Genomic DNA, 16,980 nt, shown 5'->3' on the forward strand with positions numbered 1-16,980 from the left:
CTCGTCGAGATCTACCAGAACTGCAACATCTTCAACGACGGCGCCTTCGACGCCCTCAAGGACAAGCAGCAGGCCGAACAGGCACTGATCCGCCTCGAGCACGGACAGCTCATCCGGTTCGGCGGCGGGGACAGCTCCCGCGCCGGCGATGCCGGGAGCGGAGGACAGCCGCGCGGTGTCGTGCGCAACCCCGTGACGGGTGATCTGGAGGTCGTCACGGTGACGCCGGAGAACGAGGGGCGGCTCGTGGTCCATGACGCGCACGCCTCGTCGCCGACCACGGCGTTCGCGCTGTCGCGGCTGGCCGACCCGGACACGCTGCACCAGACCCCGATCGGCGTGTTCCGGTCCGTGGAGCGGCCGGTCTACGACACGCAGATGGCCGAGCAGCTCGACAAGGCGATCGAGCAGCGCGGCAAGGGCGACCTGGCGGGGCTGCTGGCGGGCGGCGACACCTGGACGGTCCTCGGCTGAGCGCCGCGCCGCTGTGTCACGAGGCCCGGGACCTGAGGTCCCGGGCCTCGTCGTAGGTGCGGCGGGCCTGTTCCACGTCGGCCATCCGGTCCTTGGTCCACAGGGCGAGCGCCCGCACCTGCTCGGCGGCCTCACGGCCGAGGTCGGTGAGGGAGTAGTCGACGCGGGGCGGGATGACCGGCTTGGCGTCGCGGTGGACGAAGCCGTCGCGCTCCAGGGTCTGGAGGGTCTGGGCGAGCATCTTCTCGCTGACCCCGCCGATCACCCGGCGCAGCTCGCTGAAGCGGTGGGGGCGGTCGAGGAGCTCGATCAGCACCAGGACGCCCCAGCGGCTGGTGACGTGTTCGATGACGCGGCGGTACGGGCACAGCGCCTCGTCGGTGTCGTACTTACCGACGGGCGCGACCTTGACCTGGGCACTTACCTTCACCCCTGTACCTTACTTCAAAGTGGGTACTTTCGTTCAGTTAGCGCTCACCCTAGAGTCGGAGGAGAAGCCACCCCACAAGGAGAACCCAGATCATGAGCATCGTCGTCACCGGAGCCACCGGACACCTCGGCCGTCACGTCGTGGAGCAGCTGCTGGAGAAGGTCCCGGCCGGACAGATCACCGCCGTCGTGCGCGACGAGGCCAGGGGGGCCGGGTTCGCGGCACGCGGCGTCAGGATCGCCGTCGCGGACTACAACCGCCCGGAGACCTTCGACGGCCTCTTCGCGGCCGGCGACAAGGTGCTGCTCGTCTCCGGCAACGAGTTCGACAAGGGCCGTGTCCAGCAGCACAGGACCGTCATCGACGCCGCGAAGGCGGCCGGGGTGGCGCTGCTGGCGTACACCAGCGCACCCGCGAGCCTGCGGGCCGCGCTCGCCGACGACCACCGCGGCACCGAGGAGATCCTGCTCGCCTCCGGCCTGCCGTACACGCTGCTGCGCAACGGCTGGTACCACGAGAACTACACCGAGAACCTCGCCCCGGTCCTGGAGCACCACGCGGTCGTGTCGTCGGCCGGCGAGGGCCGTGTCTCCTCCGCCTCGCGCGCCGACTACGCCGCCGCCGCCGTCGCGGTGCTGACCGGCGAGGGCCATGAGAACAAGGCGTACGAGCTGGGCGGCGACGAGGCGTGGAGCTTCGCCGAGTACGCGGCCGAGCTGAGCGCGCAGACCGGCTCGGAGATCGCCTACAACGCCGTCCCCGGTGAGGTCATGAAGGGCATCCTGACCGGCGCGGGCATGCCGGAGCCGTTCGCGGAGATCCTGGTCGGTGTGGACGCGTCCATCGCGAAGGGCGAGCTGGTCGTCACCACCGGCGACCTGTCCCGGCTGGCCGGACGCCCGACCACGCCCCTGGCGGACGCGATCCGCGCCGCGCTGAAGAACTGACCGGTCCCCCCGCGCGCTCCCGCCTGCCCCCGGTCCGCCCCCGCCTGTCATGACCGTATGACGACATGGTTATGACAGGCGGGGGCGCCCGGCGTTACCTTCGAGCGGATGGGCCCGGTCGTGCGGGCCCGGCGCATGGAGGAGGGGCCGGTGGCCGGGGAGTCGTCGAAGGGCGAGCGGCGGACGGGACTGCTGAACGGCTTCGCGGCCTACGGCATGTGGGGCCTCGTCCCCCTCTACTGGCCGCTGCTCAGACCCGCCGGGTCGGTGGAGATCCTCGCCCACCGCATGGTGTGGTCCCTCGCCTTCGTCGCCGCCGCGCTGCTCTTCGTACGGCGCTGGGCCTGGGCGGCGGAGCTGCTGCGGCAGCCGCGCAGGCTGGGACTGATAGCCGTCGCCGCGACCGTCATCACGGTCAACTGGGGCGTGTACATCTGGGCCGTGAACGCCGGCCATGTCGTCGAGGCGTCCCTCGGCTACTTCATCAACCCGCTGGTCACCATCGCGATGGGCGTCCTGCTCCTCAAGGAACGGCTGCGTCCCGTGCAGTGGGCGGCGGTCGGCGTGGGACTCGCCGCGGTGCTGGTCCTGACCGTCGGCTACGGCCACCCGCCGTGGATCTCCCTGTGCCTCGCCTTCTCCTTCGCCACGTACGGGCTGGTGAAGAAGAAGGTCAACCTGGGCGGCCTGGAGTCGCTGACCGCCGAGACCGCGATCCAGTTCCTGCCCGCGCTCGGCTATCTGGCGTGGCTGACCGCACGTGGCGACTCCACGTTCACCACCGGCACCCCGGGCCACGCGGCCCTGCTCGCCTCGACCGGCGTGGTCACCGCACTGCCGCTGGTCTGCTTCGGGGCCGCGGCGATCCGCGTGCCGCTGTCGACGCTGGGGCTGCTGCAGTACCTGGCGCCGGTCTTCCAGTTCCTGTGCGGTGTCCTGTACTTCCACGAGGCGATGCCGCCGGAGCGCTGGGCCGGGTTCGGCCTGGTGTGGCTGGCGCTGGTGCTGCTGACCGGGGACGCGCTCCGTGTCGCGCGCCGGCAGCGGGGGCTCGTGGAGGCGGCGGCGGTACGGGCTCCGGGGACGGGAGCGGGAACGGGAGCAGGGACCGCGGCGGGAACAGGTGCCGGCGCGGCCGCGGCTCCGGTGGACAGGTGACGGACGGTCCTGCCCACCGGAGCCGGTGTCAGTCGCGGGCCGGGGCCCCGCCCCGGCCGCGGGCGACACGCTCCGTCAGGCGGCCCATACGGGCGCGGGCCGACTCCAGTTCCTCGATGTCCTCGGCGGCCGGGCCCTCCTCCGCGGCGAGGTCGGTCCACAGACCGATCAGGTCACGACCGAGACTCAGCCCCTGCTCCGGGTCGCGGACGGCACGCCACGCGGTGGCGGCACTCTGCACATTGCCGTACGCGCCCTCCGCGTCGTGAGCGGCGCGGTGGATGCGGGCCAGCTCGACGGAGAGCCGGAAGGACCGCACCGGTTCCCCGGCGAGGTAGGCGATGTAGGCGGTCAGTTCGCGCAGCCGCAGCACCTCCGGGTGCTCCGTGCCCAGGGTGCCGGTGGCCTCGGTGATGGTGCGTCCGGCGAGTTCCGCGGCGGTGTCGATGAGGCCCGCCTTGACCGCCTCGTTGATCCGTGACACCGGCTCGGCGAGCAGCGCGGGCGGCTCGCCGGGGGCGGCCGGCGGGGTGTCGCCGAGCACCGCTTCGGCCACCGCGTCGAAGCCCCGGGCGGGGGCGGGACGGAGTTCGGGGTCGAGGTCGGGGTCGAGGCCGAACTCGGGCACGCGGGCGGGGACGGCAGCGGGGGCGGATCCGGGCCGGGACTCTCGCTCGGGCCCGGTGAGCCGGGTGGGCGGAGCGTCCATCTCGGGGGGCGGGCCGAAGACCCCGGTCGGCGGGAGGACGGTACCGGGAGCAGGGTCGGGCACCGGTGCTGCGGACTCAGCGGACCCGGCGGATTCGGTGACGGCGCGCAGGGGGAACGTGGGTGTCGTACCGCCGAGCGGCAGCGGCTCCGGGACGGCGTGCAGGGGAAACGTCGGTACGGCCTCCCGCACCGGCTCGTGGGCGGCGGGATCGGGGAGCCGGCGCAGGCCGTGCGTGGGCTTGTCGTCCCTCACGGGCGTGTCGCACCCGGTGTCTCCCGGAGCACGGAGACGTTCCCCCGCCGTCGGCACCGGCACCGCCGTCGGCACAGGCAGCCGGAGCGGGTCGCCGGCGAAGCTGCTCGCGCCGTCGGTGCCCACCTGGAGGGGGATGACGTAACCGATGCGGTCGTCGTGGACGTGGGCGACGACGGGCCGGCCGGTGGCGAGGGCGATGCGGTGGAGGTGGTCGAGGACGGTGTGCTGGATCTCCTCGCCGGGCCCGGCGGAGACCGGGACACCGCCGATGGTCGCGACGGCCGTACCGCCCCCGCCGGTGCTGCTCCCCGGGGCGGACACGCGGACGTCTATCGGCGCCGCCGCGGAGACGGGCGGTGGAACGGCACGCCGGTGCTCGCGCTGTTCCCGCTGGTCCCGCTTCTTCTCGCGGCTGAGTCGAGTCATGCGTTCCCTCACTCGGTGACGTAGGGGAGTCGGCGGACGGCGCGTGCGGGTTCCATGGTGCTCCACCAGCCGTCCGGCAGGGACTCACCGGCTCAAGGCCGGTTCGTCCGGGCACGTTTGACTCGTACGCTTACCGTCGAGTCTCGCCGCTTGCTCACCTTTCCGGGTCACCATGACGTCACAGGCTCGTCCCAGAGCCCCCGCCAGAGAGGAAACGGTCATGCAGACGGGTGTGCCACAGGGCCCGGAGATCTGGCTGCGCGGCCCGGTGACCGGCGCGGAACCGCCGCCGGCCGCCGACCGGGACGGCGGCGTGTCCGGCTTCGGGACGGTCACGCCGCGGCGCTTCTCCTGGCTGGCCACCCACGGGGGCGCCGGTGCCACCACCCTCGCGGCCGTCTACGGCGGTCACGACTGCGGGCGGGACTGGCCGGGCCCCGCCGATCCGTCCTCCGTCCTGCTGGTGGCCCGTACGCACGCGAGCGGCCTCGAGTCCGTGAACCGGGTTCTGGAGATCTTCCGGCACGGTGCCGCGCCGCGCGGTCTCGACCTGGACGCGGTGGTGCTGGTCGCGGACGCCCCCGGCCGGCTGCCCCGGCCCCTGGCCCAGCGCGTCAGGATGCTGGAGTCGGTGATCGACGTCTATCACGTTCCCTGGGTCCCCGACTGGCGCCTCGGCGACCTCACCGGCCGCCAGCCCCGCGAGACGGAACCGCTGGCCCGGCTGACGGGGGTGACACGAGCGACGGGTGCGACGGGTGCGACGGGCAGGAGCGTCCGCTGAGCGGGGTCCGGCCCCTGCCGTCGGCCGTGGACCTCGCCCGGGCCGTGCGGGCGGGCCGGGTCCGAGCCGTCGATGCCGTCGCGGACGCCCTCGCCCGGATCGAGCGGGCCGACCCCGGCCTGTACGCCTTCGCCGAGGTGTGGGCGGCGGACGCGCTGCGCCGGGCCGCCGGGGTGGACGCCCGGGTCGCGGCGGGCGAGCAGCTGCCGCTGGCCGGGGTGCCGCTCGGGGTGAAGGGACGGCGCGGCGCGCTGCGCTCGGTGGTGGTCGGCGCGCTGCTGGACGCCGGATGCGTGCCCGTCGGCGCGACCGCCGTGCCCGGTCCCGGGACCGCGTGGCAGACCTGGGGGCTCGGGGCGGGCGGCCGTACCGTCAACCCGTGGCGGGCCGACCGCACCCCGGGCGGTTCGTCGGCGGGTTCCGCGGCGGCGGTCGCGGCGGGGCTGGTGCCGCTGGCGACCGGGAGCGACGGGGCCGGGTCGGTACGGATCCCTGCGGCGTGGTGCGGGGTCGTGGGGCTGAAGACCACGAACGGACGGCTGCCGTCCCCGGACCGTACGGGCCTCGCGGCGGCCGGGGTGCTGGCCCGCCACGCGGCGGACGCGGCGGCGTACTGGCGGGTGGTGTCGGGCCGGCCGGAACCGGCGGACGCCGGATCGGGCGAGCCGCCCGTGCGCGCCGTCTGGTCGCCCGGCCTGGGCTTCGCCGAGCCGGACGCGGAACAGACGGCCGTCGCCCACACGGCCGCGCTGCGACTCGCGGAGGCGGGTGTCGTACGGCTCACGGAAGCGGATGCCGTACGGCTCGCGGACGAGGGCCCGGCGCCGCCGCTCGCGGACGAGCGCGTGGTGCCGCCTGGCCGACCGCAGCCCGGTGATTCCCTGCGCCTGCACGATCCGGCGCCTGCCTGGCTCGCCCTGCGCGGCGCCCCCGGGGCCGACCGGGTCCCGGTCCGCCTGCTCCGCGCCGGGAACGACGAACGGCTCGCCGTCCTCTTCACCGGCGCGGACCTGCTCCTGACGCCGGTGACCCCGAACGCCCCGCACGGCCACGAGGGCCCGGGTGCTCACTACTCCACCGCGCTCACCTGGGCGTTCAACCTGAGCGGCCATCCGGCGCTCAGCATTCCCGCCGGGTTCGGGGCCGACGGCTGCCCGGTGGGACTCCAGCTCGTGGCGGCACACGGGCGGGAGTCCCTGCTGCTCCGGGTGGCACGGGCCGCGGAGGTCCGGGCGGGGCTGCGCGCGGTCACTCCGCCGGGGTCACCCCCGTAGGCGAGGCGGCGGCCGCGCGGCCGCCGCCTCGCAGAGCCGTGGTCCGCGCGGCCGTCGTCGTGCGGTGATGTCCCGTGCCGCCCTCCCGGGCGTGCCCGTAGGGGGCGTGGGCGGGTCAGCCGGCGTCGGCCGCCTTCACCAGGGCGCCCTTGGTGACGGCGCCGACGTACATCGTGCCGTCGTCCGTGACGAGCGCGTTGACCAGGCGGGTCGAGAAGACCGTGCCCGAGCCGAACGTGCCGGTCACCTTGTCGCCGAACGAGCCGAGGATGCCACCGAGGTCGCCGCCGGCGGCCTGGCCACCGCTGCTCTTGCCGCTGCTCTTGCCGCTGGTGCCGGTGCTGTCCGAGCCGAGGACCGCGATGGCGTTCCAGCCCTTGCCGAGGACCTTGTACCCGTCGCCCGAGGCCCCGCCCAGGAGGCCGCCGGTGCCGCTCATGCCGCCACCGGGCTGCTCGCCGAGGCCCTCGAGGAGCCCGTCCGCCGACTTCGGGGCGTCCTTGCGGGGCGTGGCGGCCGTCTCCGAACCCTCCTGGGTGACCTTCGCGCCCTTGGGCGGCGTGAAGTCGAAGGTGGCCGCGGACGGCTTGGCGAAGGACACCTTGGTGAAGCCGGCGTCGACCACCGCCGCGCCCCCGCTCGCCGGGGTCAGCGTGAACTTCAGGGGCATCCAGGTCTTCGAGTCCACCGCGATGCTGATCGCGCCGACGGTCGTACCGGACTGCTTCGGCTTGATCACCAGCTTGTACGCGTCCCGGCCGGCGACCTGCGCGGTGCCGTCGACCGTGACCGAGGTCGTGTCGTCGACCGCCTTCAGGGCCTCGTCGGCGAAGTCCCCCGGGGTGGCGGGCCGCTCACGGGACTGCGCGTTCTTGGGTGCGGTGCCGTGGTAGACCTGGTGGGAGGCGCTGTCGTAGCCCCAGACGTCCGTGCCGTTGTGGATGACGGTGTACTCGGCGGCGCCCTCCGTCAGCGAGAGCTTCTGCCGGTCGGGGCCGTCCGTCGCGACCCGCAGGGTGTGCGTGCCGGACGCCAGTTCCATCAGTTTGGAGCTCGGGTCGGCGGACGCGCCGCCGCCCTGCTGCCCGGCCGCCGAGGCGAGGCTGCCGACGAGACCGCCGAGGTCGGGCAGGCCCAGATCAGTGGTGATCTTCACGGTGCCGGACAGCTGCTCGACGTCCGACGTGGCCATCCTGTCGATGAGTTGCTGCGCGGTGATCTTCGGCAGGCTGGGGTCACCGGAGTCGGCGAGCGCCGGCACCAGGCCGATGGTCACCGCGGCCACCCCCACCACCGCGACCGGGACGGCATACCGGGCGGCCTTACGGCCTGCGCCGCGCGTGTCGTCGGCCTCCGCGATGCCCGCTGCGGTGTCCGCTGCGATGTCCCTGTTGTCGTCGGATCCGTACGGTGCCATGTGTGCCCTACCTCCGTCGTGGGCGGCGGCTCCCGACCCTGCGTACCTGTCCACCACGAGCCGCCGTTCTCACCCGAACCGGTGAGGAGTGGTGTTCTCCGTGGTGTCCATCTCACCAAATCGGCCGGGTGAAATCGTCAGACCGCGGGCTCAACTCCGCGTACGACTGCGGTATGACACACGACGGCGGCACCTCCTCCCGACCCGTAGGGGTCGGGCCCGGACCTCCCGTCGGGGGACCGGCCGTGTCGGGGGCCGGACCACCCGTCAGGGGCCTGGTGGGAAGGTGCCGCCGTGCCTGCGCCGACGTCCGAGGACGGGTCAGCCCTGCACGAAGACGTAGTCCGCGTGGTACGGCACCGAGACGATGTCGCCGGGCGTGCAGGAACCGGCCGGGGCCGTACCGCCCGCCGTGTTCAGGCGCAGTACCTCCACCGTGCCGGCGAGCAGGCCACGGCCCGCGCCGGACTGCGTGGCCCTGAGGTCGAGTTCGGGGATGTTGCCGTCGCCGTTCGGGGTCTTGGTCAGGACGGCACCGGTGACCGCGCTGCCGTCGGGCGCGACCCACTGCGGGGTACCCGAGTTCGGAGCCACGAAGGAGTGCCGGATGCCGTGCTGGAGACGGGCGCTGACGTCGCGCTGGGCGAAGGCGTGTCCGCCGGTGGTGTCCGCCTTGCACTCGTAGATCTGCTCGCCCTCGACGACGGACGCCCGGACGCCGCGCAGCGCGTGGCGGAAGTCGACGTCGGCGGTGACCTTGTGGAGCTGCCCGCGGACGGCTCCCCCGGGGAACTTCCTGGTGTGCAGGTTGGCGTAGAAGGAGCCGGGGTCGTTCGTGAGCGCGGTCAGCACGGCCGGGTCGTCGACCTCGACGGTGCCGGTGGCGCTGTGGTGTCCGGCGTGCCTGAGCGCCTCGGTCAGGTCGACGACGACATCGCCGTTCACGCCCTTGGCACCCTGGTGGAGGTGGAGCGCGGTCGGCCTGCCGGTGCCGTGCCAGGTGACGGCGACGGACACCTTGTCGCCCTCGACCTTGATGAACTCCAGTGCCGTGCCGTGCGCGTCCCCGGTGGCCGGGCCGCCCGCGACGGGCACCTCGGCGGCGCCGCGCAGGGCGGTGGCCAGGACGGTCGTGGTGGCGGCGGTGCCCGTGGCGGTCGCGGTGGCGGCGACCGCCGGGATCGACCCGGCGGCCACGCCCGCGGCCGCGACCAGGGCGGCGCCGGTGGCGATCAAGGTCGTGCGGCGCGTGGTACGCGTTGCGCTGATGCCCATGATGGTGCGTGCTCCCCGCATCTCGCCCGGCGTCCCCTGCACCGGGTCCCGGGCATGAGTACGGCGCGCCCCGGGGGCGAGGCTCAGCCCACCGGCGTGATGCGGGTCACATACGGCGAGCCGACGCGGCACGGCGGAAGCGGCGGAGCCGATGCGGCACGGCGGACACCGCGGAGCAGCTGACGCGCGGCGGACACACCGGAGCAGCTGACGCGCGGCGGCTACGGCGGGGCGCGTGCCGCCGGGGCTCAGCCGGCCCGGTGCACGACCGCGTCACACAGCTCCACCAGGGCCGCCTTCGCGTCGCAGTCCCGCAGCGGGGCCAGTGCCGCGCGGGCGTCCTGGGCGTACCGCACGGTGTCGCGGCGGGCCTGCTGGAGCGCGGGGTGCGCCCGCAGCGCCGTCAGCGCCTCCGCGTGGCGGGCGTCGTCGCCGAGGTCGGAGTCGAGCAGCTCGCGCAGCGCGATGTCCTCCGCCCTGCCGTCCCGCGCCGCCATCTCCCGCAGCCGCAGCACCGGCATGGTCGGAATGCCCTCGCGCAGGTCGGTGCCCGGGGTCTTGCCCGACTCGTGCGAGTCGGAGGCGATGTCGAGGACGTCGTCGGCGAGCTGGAAGGCGACGCCGAGCCGCTCGCCGTACTGGGTGAGCACGTCGACGACCGTCTCGTCGGCGCCGGACATCATGGCGCCGAAACGGCACGACACCGCGACCAGTGAACCCGTCTTGCCGGCCAGCACGTCCAGATAGTGCTCGACCGGATCACGGCCGTCGGCCGGGCCCGCCGTCTCCAGGATCTGCCCGGTGACCAGCCGCTCGAACGCCTCCGCCTGCACCCGCACCGCCTCCGGGCCGAGGTCGGCCAGGATGTGCGAGGCGCGGGCGAACAGGAAGTCCCCGGTCAGGACGGCCACCGAGTTGCCCCAGCGGGCGTTGGCGCTGGGCACACCGCGGCGCACCGCGGCCTCGTCCATGACGTCGTCGTGGTACAGGGTGGCCAGGTGGGTGAGTTCCACGACCACGGCCGACGGCACCACTCCCGGCGCGTACGGGTCGCCGAAGCGCGCCGCGAGCATCACCAGCAGGGGCCGGAACCGTTTGCCGCCCGCCCGTACCAGATGCTGCGCCGCCTGTGTGATGAAGGGGACCTCGCTCTTGGTGGCCTCGAGCAGCCCTTCCTCGACAGCCGCCAATCCGGCCTGGACATCGGCTTCCAGAGCCTGGTCCCGCACGCTCAGCCCGAACGGCCCGACGACGGTCACGGGGGATCTCCTGTCTGCTGGCGTCTACCGGCGCTTACGCGGTTTGTCGATAGGTCGCTGCCATCACTCAAGTCAGCGTATCCGGTCAGCTTTCGATCACCGATAGCGCCCACCGTCACAGGACGGGCGCTATTGGATCACGACCGTTATGCATTTGATCAAACAATAAGAACGGACATTGATTGACTTAAGAGGAATTATTGCCGTCTGCCGCGAATCGGGCGATCGCACACCATCACCAGAACAACGACGCGCACCGCCCGCGAGGTTCCATTCGGAGTCGGCCGTCGAAATACGTCCGAACTGATCACATCTGAGCTAATTGCCCTTTTCGTCACTCTCGCTCGAAACCGTGAGTTGCCTCACTCGGCACTCCCGGCGCGTCCGGCCCACCGCGCGCCGACGCTCCCCACACCCTCTTTCCCCTGCCGCCCAGTTGATGCATGGCGGACGCAAAGGATCAAGCGGCCCATATCGCTCCGACCAAGGTCAAACTGCGCGATACCCCTCTCCGCGACTTGTTCCGGACATGTGCTCTCGCATACGTTCCCGGCCAGTCGAGCGGAACGCCGAATCCTGCCGCCGCCCGACCGACCACCCACCCACTCGCCATGGCAGGAGCGGGGGACCCAGGTAGAACGCCGTACCGGACAGCGCGCCGGGCCGGCTCGGGGTGAAGTCGCGCCGCCGCAGGGCGGCCCGGCCGGGCAGCTCCCGCCCGAACCCGACAGCTCACCTCGCAGGCGACGGAGAGGAATGTGTCATGTCTGCACCGGGCCAGCTCCGCCATGCCCTCAGCGCGTCCCGCGCCCCCCGCTCCTCCGGCCTCCTGCGCACGCTCGCCGTCGCCGTGACCGGCGCCGCCGTCCTGGCGCTGCCGCTCGTCGGCGCGACCAGCGCGTCCGCGGCCCCCGCCACGCCGGCCACCTCGTCCACCGCTCTCGCCGGGTACCCGAACAACCTCGACGGCTGGATCCGCCAGTCCCTCGCGATCATGGCGCAGAAGGGCATTCCCGGTACCTACAACGGCATCTACCGCAACGTCATGCGCGAGTCCTCCGGCAACCCCGGCGCCGTCAACAACTGGGACTCCAACGCGGCCAAGGGGACTCCGTCCAAGGGGCTGCTCCAGGTGATCGACCCGACCTTCCTCGCCTACCACGTGGCGGGAACGTCCTACAGCCCGTTCGATCCGGTGGCCAACATCACCGCGGCGTGCAATTACGCCGCGGCGCGCTACGGGTCGATCGACAACGTCAACGGAGCGTATTAGCCCCCGCCGGGCCGGCCCCTCAGGAACCGGCCCCTTGCGGGGCCTCGTTCCCGAACCGGACCGCCGGCCCCTGGGGGAAGAGGCGGTCCAGGACCGCTGCGATGCCGTCGTCCTCGTTGGACAGGGTGATCTCGTCGGCCACCGCCTTGAGTTCGGGGTGCGCGTTGGCCATGGCGACGCCGTGGGCCGCCCAGTCGAACATCGGGATGTCGTTGGGCATGTCACCGAAGGCGATGGTGTCGGCGGGGCGCACACCGAGGTGTTCGGCGGCCAGGGCCAGGCCCGTCGCCTTGGTGATGCCGCACGGCTGGAGCTCCACGGTGCCCGGGCCCGACATGGTGACGGTGGCCAGCGAACCGATCACTCCGCGCGCCGTCGCCGCCAACTCGTCGTCGGACAGCGTGGGATGACGCAGCAGGACCTTGCTGATGGGCTCGCACCAGAGGTCGTCGCGATGCCGTACCCGCACCGCCGGCAGGGTCGGGTGCGGCATCAGATAGCCGGGCTCTGTCAGCGTGAGCCCGTCCACGCCGTCCTGGTCGACGGCCGCGTACAGCTCCCCCACCTCGGCCTCGATCTTGCCGAGCGCGGTCTCGGCCAGTTCGCGGTCCAGGGTGACGGACCACAGCAGCCGGTCGGTGGCGGCGTCGTACAGCTGCGCGCCCTGGGCGCACACCGCGAACCCCGCGCCGCCCAGGTCCTCCAGGAGCGGACGCACCCTGGGCGCCGGGCGGCCCGTCACCACCAGGTGCCGCGCGCCGGCCGCCGTCACCCGCGCGAGCGCGGCGAGCGTCCGGTCGGAGAGGGTGTCGTCTCCGCGCAGCAGTGTCCCGTCCAGGTCGGTGGCGATGAGGGAGTAAACGGGGCGGTCGGCAGGCGCGACGGTTGCGGGCATGATCAGAGAATACGGATCGCCGGACGCGCCGATCGGACACGCGGGGCACGGCGGAGCAGGGCCGCACCTCGCCGCCACGCACTGCCGCCCATGTCAACTCCCCTTCCGCCGCAGCCGCTTCGGTCGCACACATACTTCATGTGATCTTCACGACGTGCCGGACCGCCGGTCAGGGGTGCGCCATCGCGAGGTGCTCGGCGAGCCGCGGGGAGGCGAACTCCGTGCCGCACACGAAGCGCATCACCGGACCGTAGGAGGCGGCGGCGGGCAGGCCGGTGAAGTAGAGGCCGGGGACCGAGGAGACGTATCCCGCGCCGAGTTTCGGGGTGCCGCGGCTGACGGCCACCTCGGTGCGCAGTCCGTCGCCGAGGAAGTCCATCGCCGCCGTGTCGACGCGGTAGCCGGTCGCGGCGATGACATGGTCGGCGGGGAGCTCGCGGGTACGGCCGTCGAGGGTGCGGACGGTGAGCCGCGGGCTGCCGTCCGGGGCGTCCGTACCGGTGATCCGCTCGACCTCCCGCACCGTCACCTTGTCCTCGAAGCGGTCGCGCAGCCACCACGCGCCGAGCGGGCCCAGGACGCGGCGGACCAGGTAGTGGCGCAGATGCGCGGGCAGGTACCGGTAGGGGTGCGGGTAGTGGCTGAACGCCCACAGGGACCAGGCACGGCCGAAGGGCGACTCGGGGCGCAGCCGGGGCTGGTCCCACGGCGCTGCGCCGAAGGCGACCTTGTCGCGGCCGCGGGAGACGACGGTGACCTGGGCGCCCGCCTCGGCGGCCAGAGCCGCGGTCTCCAGCGCGGACTGGCCCGCGCCGACGACGACCAGGTCCCGGCCCGCGAACCGGGTCAGGTCGTGGTGCTGGGAGCTGTGCGAGACGGGTCCGGTGGGGGCGGGTCCGCCCGCCCCGGCGACGGCCAGCTCCGGTGGGAGGTACGCGAGGCCCGACAGACCGGTGGCCACCACCACCGCACGCGCCGTGAACGACTCTCCCGAGTCCAGTTTGAGGTCGAAGCCGCCGCCCTCGCGGCGGTCCGCAGACACCACCCGCACCCGTTCGAGTCCGGGCAGCAACTGCCGCTGGAACCACTCGCCGTAAGCGGTGAACGTTTCCACGGGGATGAGGTCCTCGTCCGTCACCAGACGGGACGTCCCCGCCGCGTCGCAGTAGTCGGCGAGGGTATGGCCGGGCTGCGGGGCGTCGATGCTCGAGGCGGCCGGGGTGGACTTGAGGATCATGCCCGCCGGCATCTGGTCGCGCCAGCTGACCATGGGCTCGCCGAAGACGCGTACCGGGATGCCGCGCGCGGTGAGATGCGCGGCGGTCGAAAGGCCGAAGGGGCCGGCGCCGATGACTGCTACCGGTTGGATCACGAAGTCCCTCCCCAGGACGACTTGCCTGTTTCGCGCTGCCTTGCCCGGCGTCGCCGTACCCGGCGCCGCCTGCTTCGTGCTGCCTGCTTCGTGCTGCCCGCCTCCGTGGCGCGTACCCCGTACGGCGCACCGCGCGTCGGGTGCCGTGTGTCGGGTGCCGTGCGTCGCCTACCTCGCGCCGGTGCCGCCGTCGTGGCGGCCGGCCCGCCACAACTGGTGGAGATGCTTCACGCCCGGCCGGACGAAGCGCGCGAGCATCGTGAGGAACGGCAGGGGGTCGTCACCCGCGAGCCAGGCCAGTTCCGTCCCGCTCGGCCGGATTGGGGCGTGCGGTGTCGTGTAGCCGCTGCGGCGGTAGGCCAGGAGGGCGGGCAGGTCGATGTTCTCCACGATGTACCGCCGACCGGTCCGCTGTTCACCGGCCGGGACGGCGCGGCCGGTCAGATCGAGGTGCATGGCGCGGACCACGTCCACCCCCGACTCGTTCTCGAACAGCCGGAACTGGGCGCCCATGCGCGGGTTGAAGTCGAGCAGTTTGTAGCGGCCGTCGCGGCGGTCGAAACGCAGGTCGAGGTCGGCGATGCCGGTGAAGCCGATCTGTTTGACGAAACGAGCGGCCAGGTCGGCGAGTTCCGGGTTGTCGACGACGTACGCGTTCGCCGTCATCCCCGCGTGCGGCGGCCAGGAGCGCACCTTGACGCCGGTGAACAGGGCGAGGGGCACGGAGTCCCGGCCGACGTAGGCGTGCACGATCCAGTCCTCGGCCTCCTCCCTCGGCAGGTACTCCTGGAGGATCACACCGGGCCGCTCGCCCCAGGCACGGGCCCGGGCGAGCAGACCCTCCCGGGTGGCGATCCTGGTGGTGCCGTTGACGGCGGGCCGCGCGCGCCGTACGAACGCCTCCCGGTTCTTCGCCACCACCGGGAAGCGCGCCTTCTCCGCGAAGACCGCGATGTCGTCGTACGACTGCGGGAAGGCCGCCGCGGGACTGGGCACCCCGTGTTCCGCGCACAGTTCGTGCAGCCCCTGTTTGCTGGCCAGACGGCGCGGGAGCGCCGCTTCGACGCGCGGGAACAGGAAGCGGTCCTCCAGCGCCTCCTGGTGCTCGGCGATCAGGACGGCGGCCTCCTCGTCGGTGGGGACGAGGACGGCGGGGCGGCCGATACGGCGGCCGATGCGCAGGAGCCCCTCGATCAGGCGGGACGGGTCCTCCGTGCCGGACGTCGGCCAGACGAACGCCCGCCGCAGATAGCGGGAGACGGCCGCCGGTGTGTAACGGTCCTCGGTGATCGCGTACATGGGGACGCCGAGCCGGCCCAGGCTCCGGATCGCGCCGACGCCCCCGTGATGCAGCGGGTAGTCACCGAACTTGACGATCAGGCCCGGCACCTCACGGTCCGCCGCGAACGGCATGCCGGCGGTGCCCCTGGCCACGGGTCCCCCCACGTGTCCCCCTTACGGAGCGGACCCACCCCGTCCGCGTCCCCCAAAGGACGCTAAGCCGGAATGTAAGCCTCCGACAACCCCAAAGCGGACATTGCAAACTCTTTAGGCACTGCCCGGACAGGCAGCCCACCCGTAACCTGTGCGGCGACCCGTGGCACGCACGGCGCACCTCCCGTGACCGGCGCGCACCCGACGCGCACCCGATGTGCACGAAAGCGAGGCGGTATCCATGCCCCCGTTCGACGTCCCCGAGGGCGACCCCTTCGGCCCGCACAACCTGCCCTACGGCGTGTTCTCCCCCGCCGGAGCCGACGGGCCCGCCGGTCCGGCCGGACCGGGTGCCGGGAGGAGGGTGGGTGTGCGGCTCGGGGACCGTGTCCTGGACGCCGGCGCGGCCGCCCGCGCACTCGGCTCGCCGTACGCCTCCCTGCTCGCCCGGCCGTCCCTGAACCCGCTCCTCGCCGCGGGCCGTACCACCTGGTCGGACGTACGCCGCGCGCTGACGGCCTGGCTCACCGTGCCGTCCCACCGGGAGACGATCGAGCCCTTCTTCCACCCCCTGTCCTCGGTGGCCCTGCACCTGCCCTTCGAGGTCGCCGACTACGTCGACTTCTACTCCTCCGAGCACCACGCCCGGAACGTCGGCCGGATCTTCCGCCCGGACGCCGCCGACTCCCTCACCCCCAACTGGAAGCATCTGCCGATCGGTTACCACGGCCGCGCGGGCACGGTCGTGGTGTCCGGCACGGACGTCGTGCGGCCGTCGGGCCAGCGCAAGGGTCCCGCCGACCCGGCGCCGGTGTTCGGCCCGTCCGTCCGCCTGGACATCGAGGCCGAGGTCGGCTTCGTGGTCGGGGCGCCGTCGCGTCCGGGCACCCCGGTCCCGCTGGCCGACTTCCGGGAGCATGTCTTCGGCCTGTGCCTCCTCAACGACTGGTCGGCCCGCGACATCCAGGCCTGGGAGTACGTCCCCCTCGGCCCGTTCCTCGGCAAGTCCTTCGCCACCTCCGTCTCCGCCTGGATCACGCCCCTGGAGGCGCTCGACGAGGCACGGACCGCGCCCCCGGCACGCACGCACCCCCTGCTCCCCTACCTCGACGACTCCGCCCCCGGCACCGAGCCCGGCGGCTACGACCTGCGCATCGGCGTCGAGATCAACGGTCACGCCGTCTCCGGTCCTCCCTTCTCCGCCATGTACTGGACCGCCGCCCAGCAGCTCGCCCATCTCACGGTCAACGGCGCGTCCCTGCGCACCGGCGACCTGTACGCCTCCGGCACGGTGAGCGGACCGGACCCGGACCAGCGCGGCTCCCTGCTGGAGCTGACCTGGAACGGGCGCGACCCGCTGGAGCTCCCCGACGGCAAGCGCACGTTCCTGGAGGACGGGGACGTGGTGACCCTGTCCGCCTGGGCCCCGGGAGCGGGCGGCACCCGGGTCGGTCTGGGCGAGGTGACGGGGCGGGTGGTCGCGCGGTGAGCGCGATTCTCCCCGTGCCGGGCACCTGACTCCGGCCGCCCGTCGCCGTCATACTGAGCGGCGGGCGGCACCCGCAGACCGCTGTCCGTCCTCCGTCGCGCTCGAC

At 73.1% G+C, this 16,980-nt stretch carries 14 protein-coding genes, 1 pseudogene and 1 riboswitch; of the genes and pseudogenes, 7 read left to right on the top strand and 8 right to left on the bottom strand.

Annotation, left to right across the window (positions count from 1 at the left end; all coding sequences use genetic code 11):
• A pseudogene (locus ABZ862_RS36425) lies at positions 1 to 474 on the top strand (2-oxoacid:ferredoxin oxidoreductase subunit beta); the annotation flags it as partial.
• A 16-nt stretch (positions 475 to 490) separates the two neighbouring features.
• Here the strand turns inward: ABZ862_RS36425 and ABZ862_RS36430 are convergent.
• A complete protein-coding gene (locus ABZ862_RS36430) occupies positions 491 to 904 on the bottom strand; it encodes a helix-turn-helix domain-containing protein (RefSeq protein ID WP_360968244.1) in 414 nt (137 codons plus the stop codon).
• 92 nt (positions 905 to 996) lie between these two features.
• Between ABZ862_RS36430 and ABZ862_RS36435 the strand changes: the two genes are divergently transcribed.
• Positions 997 to 1,851 carry an SDR family oxidoreductase gene (locus ABZ862_RS36435; RefSeq protein ID WP_360968246.1) on the top strand — a complete coding sequence of 285 codons (855 nt, stop codon included), beginning with the start codon at positions 997 to 999 and terminating at the stop codon, positions 1,849 to 1,851.
• Between the two features lie 150 nt (positions 1,852 to 2,001).
• Positions 2,002 to 3,009 carry an EamA family transporter RarD gene (gene rarD / locus ABZ862_RS36440; RefSeq protein ID WP_360968357.1) on the top strand — a complete coding sequence of 336 codons (1,008 nt, stop codon included), beginning with the start codon at positions 2,002 to 2,004 and terminating at the stop codon, positions 3,007 to 3,009.
• Positions 3,010 to 3,037: 28 nt separating this feature from the next.
• Here the strand turns inward: rarD and ABZ862_RS36445 are convergent, their stop codons facing one another.
• On the bottom strand, positions 3,038 to 4,402 hold the full coding sequence (locus tag ABZ862_RS36445; RefSeq protein WP_360968249.1) for a tetratricopeptide repeat protein: 1,365 nt from the start codon (positions 4,400 to 4,402) through the stop codon (positions 3,038 to 3,040).
• Between the two features lie 220 nt (positions 4,403 to 4,622).
• Between ABZ862_RS36445 and ABZ862_RS36450 the strand changes: the two genes are divergently transcribed.
• Together ABZ862_RS36450 and ABZ862_RS36455 are read left to right on the top strand one after the other, a co-directional pair.
• A complete protein-coding gene (locus ABZ862_RS36450) occupies positions 4,623 to 5,186 on the top strand; it encodes a DUF6668 family protein (RefSeq protein WP_360968251.1) in 564 nt (187 codons plus the stop codon).
• 26 nt (positions 5,187 to 5,212) lie between these two features.
• Positions 5,213 to 6,460: an amidase family protein gene (locus ABZ862_RS36455; RefSeq protein WP_360968254.1), complete on the top strand. Its 1,248-nt coding sequence runs from the start codon at positions 5,213 to 5,215 to the stop codon at positions 6,458 to 6,460.
• Positions 6,461 to 6,575: 115 nt separating this feature from the next.
• Here ABZ862_RS36455 and ABZ862_RS36460 read toward each other — a convergent pair whose 3' ends face one another.
• From ABZ862_RS36460 to ABZ862_RS36470, 3 genes are all read right to left on the bottom strand, one after another.
• Positions 6,576 to 7,877 (bottom strand): DUF2092 domain-containing protein, encoded by a 1,302-nt coding sequence (locus ABZ862_RS36460; protein ID WP_360968257.1) that lies wholly within the window; start codon positions 7,875 to 7,877, stop codon positions 6,576 to 6,578.
• Between the two features lie 321 nt (positions 7,878 to 8,198).
• Positions 8,199 to 9,152 (bottom strand): CHRD domain-containing protein, encoded by a 954-nt coding sequence (locus ABZ862_RS36465; RefSeq protein ID WP_360968260.1) that lies wholly within the window; start codon positions 9,150 to 9,152, stop codon positions 8,199 to 8,201.
• Between the two features lie 248 nt (positions 9,153 to 9,400).
• A complete protein-coding gene (locus ABZ862_RS36470) occupies positions 9,401 to 10,411 on the bottom strand; it encodes a polyprenyl synthetase family protein (protein ID WP_360968263.1) in 1,011 nt (336 codons plus the stop codon).
• 629 nt (positions 10,412 to 11,040) lie between these two features.
• Positions 11,041 to 11,172, top strand: a riboswitch (cyclic di-AMP (ydaO/yuaA leader).
• A 2-nt stretch (positions 11,173 to 11,174) separates the two neighbouring features.
• Between ABZ862_RS36470 and ABZ862_RS36475 the strand changes: the two genes are divergently transcribed.
• Positions 11,175 to 11,684, top strand: a complete 510-nt coding sequence (locus tag ABZ862_RS36475) for a transglycosylase SLT domain-containing protein (RefSeq protein ID WP_360968266.1) — start codon at positions 11,175 to 11,177, stop codon at positions 11,682 to 11,684.
• Between the two features lie 19 nt (positions 11,685 to 11,703).
• On the opposite strand, the gene ABZ862_RS36480 is transcribed toward ABZ862_RS36475, so the two are convergent.
• The 3 genes from ABZ862_RS36480 to ABZ862_RS36490 form a co-directional block, all read right to left on the bottom strand.
• Positions 11,704 to 12,579: an HAD family hydrolase gene (locus ABZ862_RS36480; RefSeq protein ID WP_360968268.1), complete on the bottom strand. Its 876-nt coding sequence runs from the start codon at positions 12,577 to 12,579 to the stop codon at positions 11,704 to 11,706.
• Between the two features lie 169 nt (positions 12,580 to 12,748).
• A complete protein-coding gene (locus tag ABZ862_RS36485; protein WP_360968271.1) occupies positions 12,749 to 13,951 on the bottom strand; it encodes an FAD-dependent oxidoreductase in 1,203 nt (400 codons plus the stop codon).
• 168 nt (positions 13,952 to 14,119) lie between these two features.
• On the bottom strand, positions 14,120 to 15,364 hold the full coding sequence (locus ABZ862_RS36490; RefSeq protein ID WP_360968360.1) for an ATP-grasp domain-containing protein: 1,245 nt from the start codon (positions 15,362 to 15,364) through the stop codon (positions 14,120 to 14,122).
• Between the two features lie 262 nt (positions 15,365 to 15,626).
• Between ABZ862_RS36490 and fahA the strand changes: the two genes are divergently transcribed.
• Complete coding sequence (gene fahA / locus ABZ862_RS36495; protein ID WP_360968273.1) at positions 15,627 to 16,874, top strand: fumarylacetoacetase; 1,248 nt, start codon at positions 15,627 to 15,629, stop codon at positions 16,872 to 16,874.
• Positions 16,875 to 16,980 lie beyond the last annotated feature (106 nt).

This window comes from Streptomyces sp. NPDC047000 (assembly GCF_040644295.1).
GTDB lineage: Bacteria > Actinomycetota > Actinomycetes > Streptomycetales > Streptomycetaceae > Streptomyces.

Bases quoted from the DNA above. Each gene is read 5' to 3' on its own strand.
- ABZ862_RS36490 (WP_360968360.1), bottom strand. From the start codon at position 15,364: ATGCCGTTCGCGGCGGACCGTGAGGTGCCGGGCCTGATCGTCAAGTTC.
- ABZ862_RS36480 (WP_360968268.1), bottom strand. From the start codon at position 12,579: ATGCCCGCAACCGTCGCGCCTGCCGACCGCCCCGTTTACTCCCTCATC.
- ABZ862_RS36465 (WP_360968260.1), bottom strand. From the start codon at position 9,152: ATGGGCATCAGCGCAACGCGTACCACGCGCCGCACGACCTTGATCGCC.
- ABZ862_RS36475 (WP_360968266.1), top strand. From the start codon at position 11,175: ATGTCTGCACCGGGCCAGCTCCGCCATGCCCTCAGCGCGTCCCGCGCC.
- fahA (WP_360968273.1), top strand. From the start codon at position 15,627: ATGCCCCCGTTCGACGTCCCCGAGGGCGACCCCTTCGGCCCGCACAAC.
- ABZ862_RS36435 (WP_360968246.1), top strand. From the start codon at position 997: ATGAGCATCGTCGTCACCGGAGCCACCGGACACCTCGGCCGTCACGTC.
- ABZ862_RS36460 (WP_360968257.1), bottom strand. From the start codon at position 7,877: ATGGCACCGTACGGATCCGACGACAACAGGGACATCGCAGCGGACACC.
- ABZ862_RS36450 (WP_360968251.1), top strand. From the start codon at position 4,623: ATGCAGACGGGTGTGCCACAGGGCCCGGAGATCTGGCTGCGCGGCCCG.
- ABZ862_RS36445 (WP_360968249.1), bottom strand. From the start codon at position 4,402: ATGACTCGACTCAGCCGCGAGAAGAAGCGGGACCAGCGGGAACAGCGC.